This window comes from Achromobacter semiaridum (assembly GCF_053543755.1).
Genome location: NZ_JBLVOL010000054.1, coordinates 9,603 through 24,898, shown reverse-complemented (window position 1 = coordinate 24,898; position 15,296 = coordinate 9,603). Strand labels below are relative to the sequence as shown.

Annotated in this window: 17 protein-coding genes; 5 read left to right on the top strand and 12 right to left on the bottom strand. The window is 65.2% G+C overall.

The window, feature by feature from the left end; genetic code table 11:
* Nucleotides 1-139 precede the first annotated feature (139 nt).
* Entirely contained in the window at nucleotides 140-1,336 is a 1,197-nt protein-coding gene (gene coaBC / locus ACNPP0_RS15860) for a bifunctional phosphopantothenoylcysteine decarboxylase/phosphopantothenate--cysteine ligase CoaBC (RefSeq protein WP_448706422.1), read from the top strand.
* 90 nt (nucleotides 1,337-1,426) lie between these two features.
* On the opposite strand, the gene ACNPP0_RS15855 is transcribed toward coaBC, so the two are convergent.
* The 6 genes from ACNPP0_RS15855 to ACNPP0_RS15830 form a co-directional block, all read right to left on the bottom strand.
* On the bottom strand, nucleotides 1,427-2,449 hold the full coding sequence (locus tag ACNPP0_RS15855) for a Bug family tripartite tricarboxylate transporter substrate binding protein (protein WP_448706421.1): 1,023 nt from the start codon (nucleotides 2,447-2,449) through the stop codon (nucleotides 1,427-1,429).
* 115 nt (nucleotides 2,450-2,564) lie between these two features.
* Nucleotides 2,565-3,254: an AroM family protein gene (locus ACNPP0_RS15850; protein ID WP_448706420.1), complete on the bottom strand. Its 690-nt coding sequence runs from the start codon at nucleotides 3,252-3,254 to the stop codon at nucleotides 2,565-2,567.
* Nucleotides 3,251-4,180, bottom strand: a complete 930-nt coding sequence (locus ACNPP0_RS15845) for a DUF1177 domain-containing protein (protein WP_448706419.1) — start codon at nucleotides 4,178-4,180, stop codon at nucleotides 3,251-3,253. The genes ACNPP0_RS15850 and ACNPP0_RS15845 overlap by 4 nt, the downstream gene beginning before the upstream one ends.
* Nucleotides 4,177-4,881: a dipeptidase PepE gene (gene pepE, locus ACNPP0_RS15840; RefSeq protein ID WP_448706418.1), complete on the bottom strand. Its 705-nt coding sequence runs from the start codon at nucleotides 4,879-4,881 to the stop codon at nucleotides 4,177-4,179. The genes ACNPP0_RS15845 and pepE overlap by 4 nt, the downstream gene beginning before the upstream one ends.
* A gap of 35 nt (nucleotides 4,882-4,916) precedes the next feature.
* Nucleotides 4,917-5,684 carry an IclR family transcriptional regulator gene (locus tag ACNPP0_RS15835; protein ID WP_448706417.1) on the bottom strand — a complete coding sequence of 256 codons (768 nt, stop codon included), beginning with the start codon at nucleotides 5,682-5,684 and terminating at the stop codon, nucleotides 4,917-4,919.
* A 216-nt stretch (nucleotides 5,685-5,900) separates the two neighbouring features.
* Nucleotides 5,901-6,941 carry a metal-dependent hydrolase gene (locus tag ACNPP0_RS15830; protein WP_332608675.1) on the bottom strand — a complete coding sequence of 347 codons (1,041 nt, stop codon included), beginning with the start codon at nucleotides 6,939-6,941 and terminating at the stop codon, nucleotides 5,901-5,903.
* Between the two features lie 121 nt (nucleotides 6,942-7,062).
* Between ACNPP0_RS15830 and ACNPP0_RS15825 the strand changes: the two genes are divergently transcribed.
* The 3 genes from ACNPP0_RS15825 (at nucleotide 7,063) to ACNPP0_RS15815 (ending at nucleotide 8,981) form a co-directional block, all read left to right on the top strand.
* On the top strand, nucleotides 7,063-7,701 hold the full coding sequence (locus ACNPP0_RS15825; RefSeq protein WP_448706416.1) for a DedA family protein: 639 nt from the start codon (nucleotides 7,063-7,065) through the stop codon (nucleotides 7,699-7,701).
* A 13-nt stretch (nucleotides 7,702-7,714) separates the two neighbouring features.
* Entirely contained in the window at nucleotides 7,715-8,230 is a 516-nt protein-coding gene (locus ACNPP0_RS15820; RefSeq protein ID WP_332608676.1) for a hypothetical protein, read from the top strand.
* Between the two features lie 97 nt (nucleotides 8,231-8,327).
* Nucleotides 8,328-8,981: a dUTP diphosphatase gene (locus tag ACNPP0_RS15815; RefSeq protein WP_448706426.1), complete on the top strand. Its 654-nt coding sequence runs from the start codon at nucleotides 8,328-8,330 to the stop codon at nucleotides 8,979-8,981.
* An 82-nt stretch (nucleotides 8,982-9,063) separates the two neighbouring features.
* On the opposite strand, the gene ACNPP0_RS15810 is transcribed toward ACNPP0_RS15815, so the two are convergent.
* From ACNPP0_RS15810 to ACNPP0_RS15785, 6 genes are all read right to left on the bottom strand, one after another.
* Nucleotides 9,064-10,176 (bottom strand): NADH:flavin oxidoreductase/NADH oxidase, encoded by a 1,113-nt coding sequence (locus ACNPP0_RS15810; protein WP_448706415.1) that lies wholly within the window; start codon nucleotides 10,174-10,176, stop codon nucleotides 9,064-9,066.
* 99 nt (nucleotides 10,177-10,275) lie between these two features.
* Nucleotides 10,276-11,046: an ectoine/hydroxyectoine ABC transporter ATP-binding protein EhuA gene (ehuA, locus tag ACNPP0_RS15805; RefSeq protein ID WP_448706414.1), complete on the bottom strand. Its 771-nt coding sequence runs from the start codon at nucleotides 11,044-11,046 to the stop codon at nucleotides 10,276-10,278.
* Nucleotides 11,043-11,714, bottom strand: coding sequence for an ectoine/hydroxyectoine ABC transporter permease subunit EhuD (ehuD, locus tag ACNPP0_RS15800; protein WP_332608679.1), 672 nt, complete (start codon nucleotides 11,712-11,714; stop codon nucleotides 11,043-11,045). The genes ehuA and ehuD overlap by 4 nt, the downstream gene beginning before the upstream one ends.
* Nucleotides 11,711-12,364: an ectoine/hydroxyectoine ABC transporter permease subunit EhuC gene (gene ehuC, locus ACNPP0_RS15795; protein ID WP_332608680.1), complete on the bottom strand. Its 654-nt coding sequence runs from the start codon at nucleotides 12,362-12,364 to the stop codon at nucleotides 11,711-11,713. The genes ehuD and ehuC overlap by 4 nt, the downstream gene beginning before the upstream one ends.
* Before the next feature lie 9 nt (nucleotides 12,365-12,373).
* The gene (gene ehuB, locus ACNPP0_RS15790; protein WP_332608681.1) at nucleotides 12,374-13,288 is read right to left on the bottom strand and encodes an ectoine/hydroxyectoine ABC transporter substrate-binding protein EhuB; all 915 of its coding nucleotides are present in this window, start codon (nucleotides 13,286-13,288) and stop codon (nucleotides 12,374-12,376) included.
* Nucleotides 13,289-13,466: 178 nt separating this feature from the next.
* Nucleotides 13,467-14,621 carry an ABC transporter substrate-binding protein gene (locus ACNPP0_RS15785; protein ID WP_448706413.1) on the bottom strand — a complete coding sequence of 385 codons (1,155 nt, stop codon included), beginning with the start codon at nucleotides 14,619-14,621 and terminating at the stop codon, nucleotides 13,467-13,469.
* A gap of 223 nt (nucleotides 14,622-14,844) precedes the next feature.
* Between ACNPP0_RS15785 and ACNPP0_RS15780 the strand changes: the two genes are divergently transcribed.
* Nucleotides 14,845-15,270, top strand: a complete 426-nt coding sequence (locus tag ACNPP0_RS15780; protein ID WP_332608683.1) for an OsmC family protein — start codon at nucleotides 14,845-14,847, stop codon at nucleotides 15,268-15,270.
* Nucleotides 15,271-15,296 lie beyond the last annotated feature (26 nt).

Genomic DNA, 15,296 nt, shown 5'->3' with positions numbered 1-15,296 from the left:
CGCCCCGCCCCTGCCCCACCTGGCTTTTGCCTCGCTTGATACCCCCTGAATGCATGACGAACGGCGCAATGCCGCAATGCAGAATAAAATCACCCTCCATTCCTCGATTTCACGGCGCTGAACCCGCCGCCACGCCCTCATGCTCGATCTCGCCCGCAAACGCATCGTCCTCGGTCTGACCGGGGGCATCGCCTGCTACAAAATCGCCGAGCTGGTGCGGCGCATGACCGAACAAGGCGCCACCGTCGACGTGGTGATGACCGAGGCGGCCACGCACTTCATCACGCCCGTGACGATGCAGGCCCTGTCGGGCCGCCCGGTTTTTGTGGACGCCTGGGACGCGCGCGTGCCGAACAACATGGCGCACATCGACCTGACGCGCGGCGCGGACGCCGTGCTGATCGCGCCCGCCAGCGCCGACTTCATGGCCAAGCTGGCGCACGGCATGGCCGACGACCTGCTGTCCACGCTATGCCTGGCGCGCGCCTGTCCGTTACTGGTGGCGCCCGCCATGAACCGCGAGATGTGGGCCAACCCGGCCACGCAGCGCAATGTGCAGCAACTGCGCGCGGATGGCATCAGCGTGTTGGGTCCGTCGGCCGGCGAGCAGGCTTGTGGCGAAACAGGCGACGGCCGCATGCTGGAAGCACACGAGCTTCTGACAGACCTGATCGCTTTCTTTCAGCCCAAGCTGCTGGCGGGACGCCACGTGCTGCTGACTGCCGGGCCCACGTCCGAACCCGTGGACCCGGTGCGCGTGCTTAGCAACCGTTCGTCGGGCAAGACCGGCTACGCGCTGGCCCGCGCCGCGCGTGAAGCAGGTGCGCGCGTGACCTTGATTACGGGCGCCACCTTCCTGCCCGTGCCGCGCGGCGTGACGGCGCTGTCGGTCATGACGGCGCGCCAGATGCACGACGCGGTCATGGCCAGCGCGGCGGATGCCGACATCTTCATCGCCGTGGCCGCAGTCGCCGATTGGCGCGTGAAAAACGTCAGCACGCAAAAGCTGAAAAAGACGAGCGAAGGCGGCGGCGCGCCGGTGATGGAATTTGAACCGAATCCGGACATCCTGGCCGAAGTGGCCAAGCTGGAAAACGGCCCGTGGTGCGTGGGGTTTGCGGCCGAGACCGAAAAGCTGGCCGAACACGCCGAAGCCAAGCGCCAGCGCAAGGGCATCCCGCTGCTGGTGGGCAACCTGGCGCACAAGGTCATGGACGCCGACACCACCGAACTGGTGCTGTTCGACGAGCAAGGCGCGCACCCGCTGCCGGCGGGCGACAAGCTGGAAGCGGCCCGCCGCCTGATCGCCGAAATCGCGGCGCGCGTACCGGACTAGGTTTTTTTTTCTGCCTGATTCGTTTCAGCCTGATCTTTCCGACCGGATATTCCCAGGCAAAAAAGAAGGGCCCTTGCGGGCCCTTCTGCTTTACTGCTCCAGGCTGATGTTCGCGGCCTTCACGATATCGGCCCATTGCTGCCGATCTTTTTCCAGAAACTGCGCCGTATTCTCCGGCGTCATTTCCGTGACCGGCTCGGAACCCAGCCCTGCCATCTTTTCAACCAACGCCGGGTCTTTCAGCACGTCTTGCAGCGCGGCGTAATAGGCGGCCAGCACGTCGGCCGGCAAGCCCGCGGGCGCAAACACGCCCTGCCACGTCGGCATGTCAAAGCCCTTCAGACCCTGCTCGTCCAGCGTCGGCACGTTGGGCAACTGCGGCGCGCGCTTGAGCGAGGCCACGGCAATCGCCTTGACCTTGCCTTGCGAGGCCAGCGGCGCGGCGGTCGAGATGTTGTCCATCGTCATGGCGATGTGCCCGCCGAGCAAGTCCGTGATGACCGGCGCCGCGCCACGATAAGCCGCGTGCGGAACCTTCACGCCCATCTTGTACAGCATGGTCTCGGCGATCAGGTGGTTGGAAATACCCACGCCCGCCGTACCGTAGGTGGCGGCTGGCGTCTTCTGGAAATACTCTTTCAACTCCGCCAGGTTGTTGGCCGGCACGTCCTTGTTGACGATGACCACGTTGGGCTGCACGGCGGCCAGCGTGATGGGCGTGAAGTCCGACGGCTTGTAGTTGGTGCCCTTGGGATTCAAGACATGTGTGATGGCCATGGAACCGGCGGCCGCGATGCCGATGGTGTAGCCGTCGGCAGGCGATTGCGATAAGCGGTACGCCATGATGTTGCCGCCGGCGCCGGCCAGGTTTTCAACCACAACGGACTGACCCAGGCGCTTGGACAGCGGATCGGCAAGCAGGCGCGCCAAGGTGTCGGCCGAGCCGCCGGGCGCAAAACCCACCAGCAGCCGCACGGGCTTGGTGGGCTTCCACGCGTCGGCGGCGTGGGCGGGCGCCAGCAGCGCGGGCAAGACCGTCAAGGCAGTAATGGCGGACAAGGCAGTAACGGCGGACAAGGCGCCAACGGCGCGGTGCAAGGTACGGCTGAACATGAAAAAACTCCCAACAATAAATTGACGAAGACAGCTTCGTCTCCCCATGCCGCTCATCCGGCATGGCGGCGACATGAAAACGCCGGCGCCACGCCGTGCTGAAACATCGGCGGCTTTATTCCAATAATTGCGACAAGGCCTGCGCCACGATGCGGTTGGACAACAGCACCGGCCGGCCCGAGGCCTGGGCGACCGCGTCGCGCATGCGCTGCCCGTAGCCCATGCAATGCATGACGATCAGGTCGCACGATGCCAGGGCTTGCCCCGCCTGCGCGAAGTTGCGCGCGGCCAATTCCGCGTCGGCCTCGTAAGGCGACGCATGCACGATCTGCGTGCCGCAGGCCAGCGGCACCGCCAGGTGAAAGAAGTCGACCTGTTCGGCCAGGGGCACCACCAGCCCCACATTGCGGCAATGCTGCGACAGGCCCGCGACCAGATGGTCGACCACCTGCTGCGGCTCAACCACCAACGTGCGCATGGGCGCGATGGCGGTGCCTGTGCACAGCGGTACCAGCGCGTCGTAACCGGCGTCGTCCGCCTGGCGCATCACCTGGGCCAGCCGGGCTTCGGCGGCAGCGGCGTCCAGCTCGATCTGCGTGCCGTCGCGCATGCGCGTGGCAAAACGATATTCGCCGTCACGCGGCGCCATCGCGGCCAGCGCGGTCGCGTCCAAGCCGTCCAACGCCCCAAATTCATCGATGTGTACGGCGTCGCCCAGCAGGCGTGCCATCTCGGGCACGACGTCGCTGCGCGGCGATTGGCCGATGGTGAAGAACGCCACGCGGCGTGTCACGGCGGCGCTCATGCGGCACCGCCATCGTCATGCCCAACGGTTTGCAAGTGCGCCATGGACCCGTATCGCGATTGCAGCGCGCGCCATTCCGCATCATCGAAGAACGTCATCGTGCGCTGGCCATACAGCTTGGCAATTTCGATGCAGAAGCGCATCGCCACGTCGGCGTCCACCGCGTTGGTCACGCCGGTGGCGCAACCGGGCACGGTGGTTTGCGCCGTCAAGGCCACACCGACCACGGGCGAGTTGGTGACAATCGCGGGTTGCATCAGCGAGTTCACGTGCCACAGGCCGTTTTCGTAGGGCGTGATGTCTTGCGTCGTCAGGGGCAGCGTCACCGGAAGTTCTCCGCTGACCCAGCCCATCACGTCCAGCATCGTTTCGGGAATGCGCAGCAGATAGCCCTGCTTGGCCACCGGCGTCAGTGCCACGCCGCGCTTGTTCACCAGGCGATTGCCGCGCGTGGTGTCCACCGACAGGATGGCGTCCATGCGCGGGTCCACCTCGTGCGACATCATTTCGCGCATCGGAAAAGGCGAACGCATCATCGGCACGGGATGATGCGGGCGCGTGCCGGCGCGCGGGCAGATGTGCGTGCGGATGCGCACGGTGCCCGGCATCACGTCGCCCTGGCGCGCCATGGCCATCAGCTTGAGCGCCGCGGCAATCGCCACCACCGCCCCGTCGCTATCGGACACCAGGCCCGTCACGGCGGGCCGGGCGCCGATGCCGCCCAGGCGGCCGACTATGCCCAGCTGCGGCGCGGATGCATCCAGGCCGGGAATGACGATGGACAAAAAATCGGTCGCGGCGCCGTCGCGTTCCAGGCGCGTGACTTCCACCTCGCAATCGCCCGCGTCGCGCAGCACCCGCGCCACTGCCTCGCCGGTGATGTGCGCCGAGGACAGAAGTTCGATGGTGTCTATCACCTGCTTCATGCCGCGATCTCCAGCGGGCCGGGGCGGAATACGCGCGGCTCGGTGTGACCCAGGAACAGCGGCGCATCATGCGGACCCACCAGCGCCACCTTGGCGCCGCGCACGCGCAGCCCCGCGCCTTCGGGCAGCCCCAGCACGGGCATGTCTGGATTCAGGGTGCAGAACTCGGCCAGACGCTGGGCGCGCGTTTCGCCACGGTGCCCGGGGGGATGCGCGTTGGTGTAGTGCGGGTTGATCTGGAATCTGATCAGGTTCAGGCCGTCGAAACCGCCCGGGTCGGTAATGGGCATGTCGTTGGTGGTGCAGATAGTGGGGCACGTCAGGTTCGAGCCCGCGCTCCAGCCCAGATACGCCGCGCCCTCGCGGACGCGGCGCTTGACCACGTCCAGCAGCCCTTGGCGCCGCAGTTGGCCCAGCAGATTGAAGGTGTTGCCGCCTCCCACGATGATGACGGCGGCCTTTTCCAGCGCCGCCACCGGGTCTTGTGCGCGGTGCAGGCCTTCGATGGCAAGGCCGGTGTCCGCCAGCGCGGATTGCACCAGCGCGGTGTAGTCGTCCCAATCGCGCGTGACGCCGGCGAACGGCACGAACACGGCGGGCGCGCCTTGCGGCAGGGATTCGATCAGCTCGCGGATGTCCGGCATGGCGTGCACCAGGTAGCCGGCGTCGCTGCTGGAATTGCTGAGTAGCAAAAGGTTCATGGGGAAGGTTCCATCAACTAGGCAAAGGAAAGAATTCAGGTCAGCCAGTAGGGGTCGTTCAACTTGCGCCCCAGCCCGGCCACTTGCGTCAGGACCAATTCGCGCAAGCGCGCCACACGCTCGGCGTCGGCCTGGAATGACACGAACGACAGGCACAGGCCGCGCAGTTCGCCGGTGGCCGGGTCGCGCACGGCGGCGGCCACGGCACCGATGCCGGGCATGGCCTGGTCGATGGCGACGCCGTAGTGATCGGCGCGCGTCTGCTCGACCAGCCGCGCCAGGTCGCCCACGGTGGCTGGGCAATCGCGGCCTTCCATGGGCAGCGGTTGCGCGGGGTCGGCGCCATATAGCGTCTGGAATTCGGCGTCGCGCAAGCGCGACAGCAGCGCACGGCCCATGGCGGTGCCCGACGCATTGCGGCGGGAACCGGGCGGCGATAGCACCTGCACGGGATGTGACCCGTTCAAGCGTTGCAGCACCACGGTTTCGCGCTGGTTCAAGGTGGATAGGTACGCGGTCAGCCCGCTGTCTTCGGACAGCCGTACCAGCACATCGCGGCAAGCCTCGTCCAACGGCGTGGCAGCCATGCCGGCACGCACCGCCTGCGCCAGCAAGGCGCCAGGCCGATAGCGGCGCGTGGCGGGGTCCTGGTCCAGCATGCCGTAACGCTGCATGTGGTTCAGCAGGCGCGATGCCGTGCTTTTTGGCATGGCCAGGCGCGCCGCGACATCGGTAAAGCTCAGCTCCATGGCGCCGTCCGCGTAGAGCGACAGGACGCGCTGGACTCCATCGAGAATACTCATGCTTGTTCCATAAATCGGAACCATAGTTCCTTAATAGAGAACAAGAATAATGCGACCCGGGAACGCGGTCAATACAGATCGTTGCCGCAAAAAAGTCCCCCGGGGCTCCGGGGGCTCAGGGCTGAGACACAGGGCTGAGACACAGGGCTGAGACACAGGGCTTAGACACAGGGCTTGGGGGCACAGGGCCGGGACCGCCTGATTCAGCGTGGGTAATTACCGGTCGGCAAGCGTGGACCATTGCGCCAGCGGCAACGGCGGCTGCGCATGCAGGATGCGGGCCAGCACCAGCTTCAATTCCGCCCAACCGCCCCGCTCGCTGGGCCACGTGGACGGCGTCACCGGCGTCCAGCCGCCGCCGGGCGCACGCTGGGCCATCTTGAAACGGAAGGTGTAATGGCCGGCCATGCCCATGCGCAGGTCGCTGACGACCAAGGCGTCGCCGATGGCGTCATAGCGCAGCCAATCGTCGGTGAACCAGCGCAGACGTTGGTGCAACGGCACATCGTCCAGCGCCCGGGCCAGCTCCAGGTGCAGCGGTTGGCGCAGCCATTCCGGCTTGCCCCGGTCGAACAGGCTGCTGACGGCTTCGTAGTAATTGCCGTCCGCCGTCTTGGCGATGACCCGCCACACCAGGGTGGTGAACGGCATCGACACCGCCCGCAGCTCGGTCACGGCAATGCCCTCTTGCTGCATGGCATCCCGTACGCGGTCTTCCGCGACCATGCGGCTGGCCAGGCCGAAACCCAGGTAGGCCGTGCTGAAGAGCAGCGCGCCGGCCATCAGGCGCCGGGCGCGGTCCGTCATGCCGACGGCAATGGCGAAGAACACCGCCAACAGCAAGGGCACGGTATAGACCGGGTCAATAATGAAGATTGCCGACCAGCTTTCCGGAACGGGCGTCATCGGCCAGAACAATTGCGTGCCATACACGGTGAACGCGTCCAGCACCGGGTGCGTCACCAGCACCAGCCATAAAGTCAGGAACAGCCGCCTGCCGCTATACGGCGCCCGCGGCCAATATTTGCGTATCAGCCAGGCAAGCAGCAGCGCCAGCCCGGTCAGCACGAATATCGAATGGGAAAAGCCCCGGTGGTAGGTCATCAGCGAGACCGGGTCGGGATAGCGCATCAGCACGTCCAGGTCGGGCACCGTTGCCAGCGCCGCCCCGTACACCAAGGCCCGACGCCCCTGAAACCGCCCCAGCATGACGCCCTGTATGCCCGCTCCCAGCACCGCCTGTGTTACCGAATCCATAGTTTCCCAATCAACCCCGTCAGTCGCACCGCATCAATCAGACAGCCTAGATAACATTTGGCCATCCAGGTAGGCGTTAAGATACCCGATTGCTTTCAGCTAATTTTCAGACTTCGCCTTCATGGATCAATATATCGACAAAATCGGGCTGTTCATCGAGGCCAACCAGGTATGGGCCGGCCCGATCACCTTCCTGCTGACCCTGGGGGAATCGCTGGTGCTGGTGGGCCTGTTCATTCCTGCCACGGCCTTGATGCTGCTGACCGGGGGCTTGATCGGCGCCGGCACGCTGGACCCCTGGGGCGTCATTGCGTGGGGCATCGCGGGCGCCATTGTGGGCGACGCGATTTCCTATTGGCTGGGCCGCTGGGCCGGGCCGGACGTGTTGCGCCGCTGGCCGCTCAAGCAGCAGCGCACCGGCGTGGCGCGCGCGCGGTTGTTTTTTTACCGCTATGGGTTTGCCTCGGTGCTGATCGGCCGTTTTCTTGGGCCGATCCGCTCGACGATACCCACGGTCGCCGGCGTGATGGGCATGGCCCATCACCGCTTCCAATTGGCCAATGTCATGTCGGCCCTGCTGTGGATGCCGCTGATGCTGGCGCCGGGCTACATCACCGCGCGCAGCCTGGGCACGGCGGAAAACGCGCAGCAGATCGCCATGATGATCGGCGCGGGCCTCTCAGTGCTGCTAGGATGCGGGCTTCTGCTGGCCATGGTGCGCAAGCGCCGCCAGCCGGCGCGGCAACGGCGCAGCAACTGATCGGAGAATTGGCATGGCGATAGACCTTGAGCCCAAAGACGGCGATTTCGCGCGCTACATCGAAAACCTGTCGCGGGCCGGCGGGGTCACGCCAGGCAAGGTTCCCGAAAAGCGCCGCGCGTCCCATCAGGCGACAGCCACGGTAGCCGTGCCCGCGCCCGCCACGGGCGATTCTCTGTCCACCGCCCCCTGGGGCAATACCGCATCGCCGCGCTCGTCCGCCGGCGCGCCGGGCGCCACCGCCCCGTCGGACGCGGCCGATATCTCACTGGCGCGGCAAGCGCGGCAGCGCAAGGTCGGCATCATCCTGACCATTGGCGGCGTGTTGGCCGGTTGGGCGGCGGTCAACATCGCATTCCGCGCCCTGCGCTCTTCGCATTTCGAGCTTGACCAGCTGATGCCCGCCGTGTTCCTGGCGTTTTTCGCCTTCATGCTGCTCAAGGCGGCGGGCAGCGCGCGCAAGCCGCGCGGCACGTCGCTGGGCAAGCTGCCGCCCTTGAAGACGTCTTCGTATCGCAAGGACAGCTGACGCCGTCCGGGCAGCCGCGGCAATGGTGCTAACATTTCCGCCGCTGTCGCAAAGACCCTTGAAGAACTACGGAGTGAAAGTGAATAACGTTGTCGGATTGAACCAGGCCCAGGCGGCCACGATGCTGAAATTGCAAGACCACTTGAACAGCATGATCAATCCTGACTGGGTCAACGGCGGTTCACGCTTCCTGCGCGCCGCCTTCGTCGAATCGGCCGAGGCGCTTGAGCACTACGGCTGGAAATGGTGGAAAAAGCAGACCATCGACCTGCCCCAGGTGCAAATGGAACTGGTCGACATCCTGCATTTTTATCTGTCGCACACCATCGTCCAGGCCGGCGGCCAGCAGGCCGACGCGGCGCGCGCGCTGATGTCGGATCTGGCCACGCCAGCCTCCGTGACGCTTGACGGCCGAGCCTACGCGCTGGACGCCCTGCCCGTGCCGGAACTGCTGGAGCTGATCGGCGGCCTGGCTGTTTGCGGCCGCGCCAGCTACAAGGTGCTGGAACAGACGATGACGGCGTGCGAAATGAGCTGGAACGACGCCTACACGCAGTACGTGTCCAAGAACGTGCTGAACATCTTCCGCCAGCAACATGGCTACAAGGAAGGCACCTACATCAAGATCTGGAACGGCGAAGAAGACAACGTGGTGCTGGCGCGCCTGCTGTCGCAGCTGGACCCCACCAGCGCCGATTTCGCCGACGCGATGGCACGCGAACTGGAGCAGGCCTACGCACGCCTGAAATGATCGGACCCGAGCCATCGTCGGCCCGGTAAGGAAAAATCGCCGCGATACGCGGCGATTTTTTTGTGTCCAGGACCCCGGCGTTTCAGCGTTGCCCGAAGCGCGTTTCGCCGAACAGTTCCTTGAATTCACGCGGCTGCGAGCGCCAGTACTGATGCGGCGCCGCTACCTGGCCGCCCAGTTGCGCGGCCGCATGCCAGGGCCAACGCGGGTCGTACAGAATGCCGCGTGCCAGCGCGACCATGTCGGCCTGCTCTTGCGCCAGGATGTCTTCAGCCTGCTGCGCCTCGGTAATCAGGCCCACCGTGATCGTCGGCATGCCCACCTGGCGCTTGACCTCGGCCGCGAACGGCACCTGGTAATTCGGCGCCACCGGAATTTGCTGCCGCGACGACACGCCGCCGCTGGACACGTCGATGAATTCGCATCCCAGCGCCTTCAGCCGATGCGCGAATGCAATGGTCTGGTCCAGGTCCCAGCCGCCCTCGACCCAGTCGGTGGCCGACACGCGCACGCCCAAAGCCATCGACGCCGGCACGACTTCACGCAGCGCCTGGAAGACTTCCAGCGGAAAGCGCATGCGGTTTTCAAGCGAACCGCCATAGGCATCGTCGCGCTGGTTGGCGATCGGCGACAAAAATTGATGCAGCAGGTAGCCGTGCGCGGCATGCAGCTCGATGGCGTCAAAGCCCAGCCTGATGGCGCGCCGCGCGCTGTCCACAAAGGCGTTGCGCACGCGCGCCAGGCCGGCTTCGTCCAGCGCATGGGGCGGCGGTTCGGAATCCTTGTGCGCAATGGCCGACGGCGCCCAGCCTTGCCAGCCGCCTTCCGACGGCGGCACCAGCTGCCCGCCGTTCCAGGGCGCATCGCTGGACGCCTTGCGACCCGCGTGGCCCAGCTGGATGCCCAGCTTGATGGGCGAATAGCGCCGCACCGCCGCCACGACGCGGCCCAGTGCCGCTTCGGTCTCGTCAGACCACAGGCCCAGATCCCCCGGCGAAATCCGGCCGTCGGGCTCGACGGCGGTGGCTTCCGTGAACAGCAGCGCCGCGCCGGACAGGGCCAGGTGACCCAGATGGATCATGTGCCAGTCGTTGGCACAGCCGTTTTCGGCCGAGTATTCGCACATGGGCGCGATGACGATGCGATTGGACAGCTGGACGTTGCCAACCGACGTGGGACTGAACAGGTGACTCATGTAGGCCTCCGGGCATGGGATGCGAAAGCATAGCGCCCGGCCATGACGCCGGGCGCAATCCCATCGCCCCCGTCAGGGTTAAATCCGGGGTGCTTGCCCCTATTGCCCTTCGATCACCGAATCCAGGAACTGGCGCGTGCGCGCTTCTTGCGGCTGGCTGAACAGCACGGAAGATTCGGCGTCCTCGACGATATTGCCCTGGTCGAAGAACAGCGTGCGATCCGAACTGCGTTCGGCGAACTTCATCTGGTGGGTCACGATGATCATCGTCATGCTGCGGCGGGCCGACAGCTTGCGCAGGATCTCCAGGATGCCGCCGACCAGCTCCGGGTCCAGCGCCGAGGTCACTTCGTCAAACAGCATGATTTCCGGGCACATTGCCAGCGCGCGGGCGATGCCCACGCGCTGCTTCTGGCCGCCTGACAATTGCGCTGGGTAAACGTCCAGCTTGTCGCCCAGCCCCACCATGTCCAGGTATTCGACCGCGCGTTCGCGGGCCTGGTCCTTCGTCATGCCCAGCACATGCACCGGCGCTTCCATCGTGTTGCCCAACGCCGTCATGTGCGGAAACAGATTGAAGTGCTGGAACACCATGCCGATCTTGCCGCGCACACGCCGCAGGTATTCGGAATTGACGCCCACCGGCCGGCCCTGTTCATCGGTCCACATCGGCTGCCCGTCGATTTCGATGTCGCCGCTGGTGGGTTGGTCCAGCGTCATCAACACACGCAGCAACGTGGATTTTCCGGAGCCCGACGGCCCGATCACGGCCACCGTCTGGCCCGCCGGAATTTCCAGGTTGATGCCGCGCAGCACCTCCAGCTCTCCGTAACGCTTGTGCAGATTCTTGATGGTCAAGCTGGCGCTCATCGCTTTCCTCCATATCGTTGCAGGCGGGCCTCCAGGCCGCGCACACCCCACGCCGCCACCAGGCTCAACGCCAGGAACAGCACGCCCACCAGGGTCAGCGGTTCGGTGTACCGGAACGTGGCCGACCCGATCATTTTGCTTTGTTGCAGCAGTTCAACCACCGTGATGGCCGACAGCAGCGGCGTGTCCTTGAACATGGCCACCAGGTAGTTGCCCAGCGCTGGCACCACAGGCGGAATCGCCTGCGGCAACACCACGCCCACCGCCGTGCGCCAGCGCGACATGTTCAGCGCCGTGGCCGCTTCCCACTGCCCGCGCGGCACCGCTTCGATGCCGGCGCGGTAGACCTCGGCGCAGTACGTGGCGTAATGCAGCCCCAGCGCCACGATGCCGGTGGCCAGCGGCGACATCTGGGCCCCGGTCAGCGGCAGCACATAGAACAGGAAGTACATCTGCACCAGCAGCGGCGTGCTGCGGATGAACTCGATCACGAAGGCGGTGGGCAGCGACACAATGCGCAAGCGGGAACGCCGCATCATGGCCAGGACCAGGCCCAGGGTGACGGCCACCAGCATGCCCAGCACCGTCGCCTCGATCGTGATGATGAGCGCGGAGCCCAGCGTAGGCAGGATTTTCAGCGCGAAAGCCCAATCGAATATCGGTGTCATCGGACTCGGACCCTCCGCTCAAGGGCCCGCACGCCGGCCGTGATCACCAGGGCGACGGCAAAGTACATCAGCAGCATCAGGGCAAAGATCTCGGTTGTGCGCAGGGTTTCGCTGCGCAACAGCTGGCCGCGGAAGGTCAGGTCAGTGATGGTGATGAGCGAGACCAGCGCGGTGTTCTTCATCAGTTCGATCAGCAGGTTGCCGGCGGGCGGCAGCATGGCCGGAATCGCTTGCGGCACCACGATGCGCCGCATGATCTGTGCGCGCGTCAGGTTCAGCGCCACGCCCGCCTCGCGCTGGCCGGGCGGCACGGCGCGAATGGCGCCGCGCACCACTTCAGCGCCGTAGGCGCCCGCGTTCAGGGCCAGCACCACGATGCCCACCAGCATGGCCGGCAATTGCACGCCAAAAAGCGGCAGCACGAAATAGAACCAGAACAGCTGCACCAAAGCCGACGTGCCCCGGAAGACTTCGACGTACACGGACGCCAGCCACCGTAATGGCCGCACGGGCGACAAGCGCCCGATTCCCGATGCCAGCGCCAGCGGCACCGCCAATACGACGGCGCCCCCCATGATTTGCAGCGTTACGGCCAGGCCCTCAAGCAAGGGCGGCACAAGCGTCGCGATGTGTTCGGAAACGACTTGCATCGGCGCTCCTTACTGGCCGGCGCAGAGCTTGGCGGCCGTCGCGCCTTGCGGCAGTTCCTGGTCGGTAAAACCAAATGGCGCCACCAGTTTCTTGTGCTCGTCGGTGCCGATGAATTTGGCCAGTTCGGCGTTGAAGGCATCCGCAAACGCCTTGTCGTCGGTGCGGAAGGCATACGCGCCGTAGCCGCGCACGCCCTTGCCGTCGATCACCGGGTCGGTGAAGGGCTCTGCCTTCTCCAGGCCGCTGCCGGCTTGCGTCTTGCCCATCAGGTCGTTGATGGTCAGCGCCGTGGCCGCATAGGCGTCCGCGCGCCCCGCCTGCACGCCGGACAAGGCGCTGACGGCGTCGGGAAAGACCACCACCTGACCGGCGGGCACCTTCACTTTTTCGGCGTACTCGCCTTGGATGGCGCCCACGACAACGCCCAGTTTGGCGTCCGGGTTCTTCACCACGTCTTCATAGCTGTGCAGCTTCTTGGGGTTGCCCTCTTTCACCAGGAAGGCCTCGCCCACGCCGTAGGTCGGGTCGGAAAACGCGACCTGCTGGCAGCGTTCAGGAGTGACGTACATGCCGGCGGCAATGATGTCGAAGCGCTTGGCGGCCAGGCCGGGAATCAACGAGCCGAATTCCGTCAGCACGCCTTCCACTTCATTGATGCCCATGCGCTTGAGCACCACGCGCGCAATCTCGACCGATTCGCCGGTGACTTTGGCTTCTTTGCTGTCCATGTACGCAAACGGCGCCTCGTTGGCATAGCCGACACGGATCTTGCCGGCGGCCTTGGCGGCGTCCAGCGTGCTGGTCGCGGTGGCCGGCGCGCCGCCGGCGGCGGGCGCGGGCTTGTCTCCGCCCGAGTCCGAACACGCGGCCAACACGCCGAGGCCCAGGGCCAACAGCAAGCGTTTGGATTGCAGCAAGGTCATGAATGATTTCTCCCGAATCTATTTCTAGGTGCATGGCTTCGCTAAAAATAATACGCTATTAAATGATTTCAACACTAATCATATAGGCGTAAAAAAGCAGGCCTAAGCCTGCTTTTAGCGTCCGTTGCCCTATGGAGCGTAAACAAACGTTACGGTCGGTAGGAAACCATGGCAGCGGCTATTGCGCGTATGAGAAGCGGCCATTCTTGACCACGCCCATAACCCGGGCGCGCTCATCGAATCCCTGATGGTTGTCCTTCGAAATGTTCAGGACGCCATTGGGCACGATCAGGTCGCGGGTGTCTTCCAGGGCGTCGCGCAAGGCGCCGCGGAACTCCGGCGTGCCGGGCTTGGCGCCCGTTTTCAATGCCCGTCCCACTGCCGAATCCAGCAGCATCCAGGCGCCATAGGCGTCGCCCGCGAATTGCGTCAGGGTATTGGCGCCGTACTGGCCTTCGTACTTGTCGGCAAATTCCACGGCCACCTTCTTGACCGGGTTGCTGTCGGGCAGCTCGCGCGCCACGACGCCGGGGCCGGTCGGGAACAAGGTGCCTTCCACATCGCGACCGCCCACTTGCAGGAATTCCAGCGTGCCGATGCCGTGCGTCTGATAGATGGTGCCGGTGTAGCCGCGTTCCAGCAGCGTCTTCTGCGGCAGGGCCGACGGCGTGCCGGCGCCTGCGATCAGCACCGCGTCGGGTTTGGCGGCGATCACCTTCAACGCCTGGCCCACCACGGACGCGTCCGTGCGCTGGAAGCGTTCCTGCGCCACGATCTTCAGGTCGGTGCCGGCCGCAGCGGTGAATTCCTTCCACCAACTGTCGCCGTAAGAATCCGCGAAGCCGATGAAGGCCACGTTCTTGAAGCCCTTTTTCTTCATGTCTTCGACCAGCACGGTGGCCATCAACGAATCGTTCTGAGGCATCTTGAACGCCCAGGCTCGCTTGGGGTCGGACAACGGCTCCACGATGACGCTGGAGGCGGCCAGTGCAATCATGGGCGTCTTGGTTTCAGCCAGCACGTCCAGCGCGGCCAGGGCAGCCGCCGTGGTGTTGGGGCCGACGATGGCGTCGACCTTGTCTTCGGACGTCAGCTTGCGCATGTTCTTCACCGCGCGGCTGACGTCGGTGCCATCGTCCAGCACGACGTAGCGCGCCGGCTCGCCGCCCAGCGTCTGGGGCCACAGGCGGATGGCGTTATTGGTCTGGATGCCGATGGCGGCGGCGGGGCCGGTCGTGGACACATCCACGCCAATCACGATTTCGGCTTGGGCGGACAAGGCGGGCAGCGCCAGCGCAACGGCGCAGGCATAGCGTAAAAAAGTGCGAGACATGACAGCAGCTCTTGGGACGGTTGAAACGGATGCCGCTATTTTGCCTGATGCCCGTAAGCCGTTACATCGGCTTGCCGTTGCGCACCGGTGGATTCCGCGCCCGCCCCCCGGCATCGCCGTATCATCGTTCATGCCTTGCAAGGCAACGCACACCGCCCTCACCGGCGGTCGTTTTTTGCACCGGCCGCGCCAGCGCGCGCGCGCCCCCTCTACAGGAGTCACTATGAAGAAAACCGCATCCGCCGCCTGGTCAGGCGACTTGAAGACGGGCAAGGGCACGATCTCCACGCAAAGCGGCGCGCTCAAGGCCCAGCCCTATGGCTTCAATACACGCTTTGGCGACACGCCGGGCACCAACCCCGAAGAGCTGCTGGGCGCGGCGCACGCAGGCTGCTTCACGATGGCCTTGTCCAACATCCTGTCCGAGTCCGGCCTGGTGGCCACCAGTTTGGACACCAAGGCGGAAGTGACGCTGGACAAAGTCGACGACGGCTTTTCCATCACCGCCGTGCACCTGACCGTGGAAGCCGTGATCCCCGGCGCCACCGCGCAGGCCTTTGAAGAGGCCGCCCGCAAGGCCGAAAAAGGCTGCCCGGTGTCCAAGGTCTTGAACGCCAAGATCTCGATGGACGCCAAGCTCAAGTCCTAAGCTCCCGCCCGGCCAATGGCGCGTCC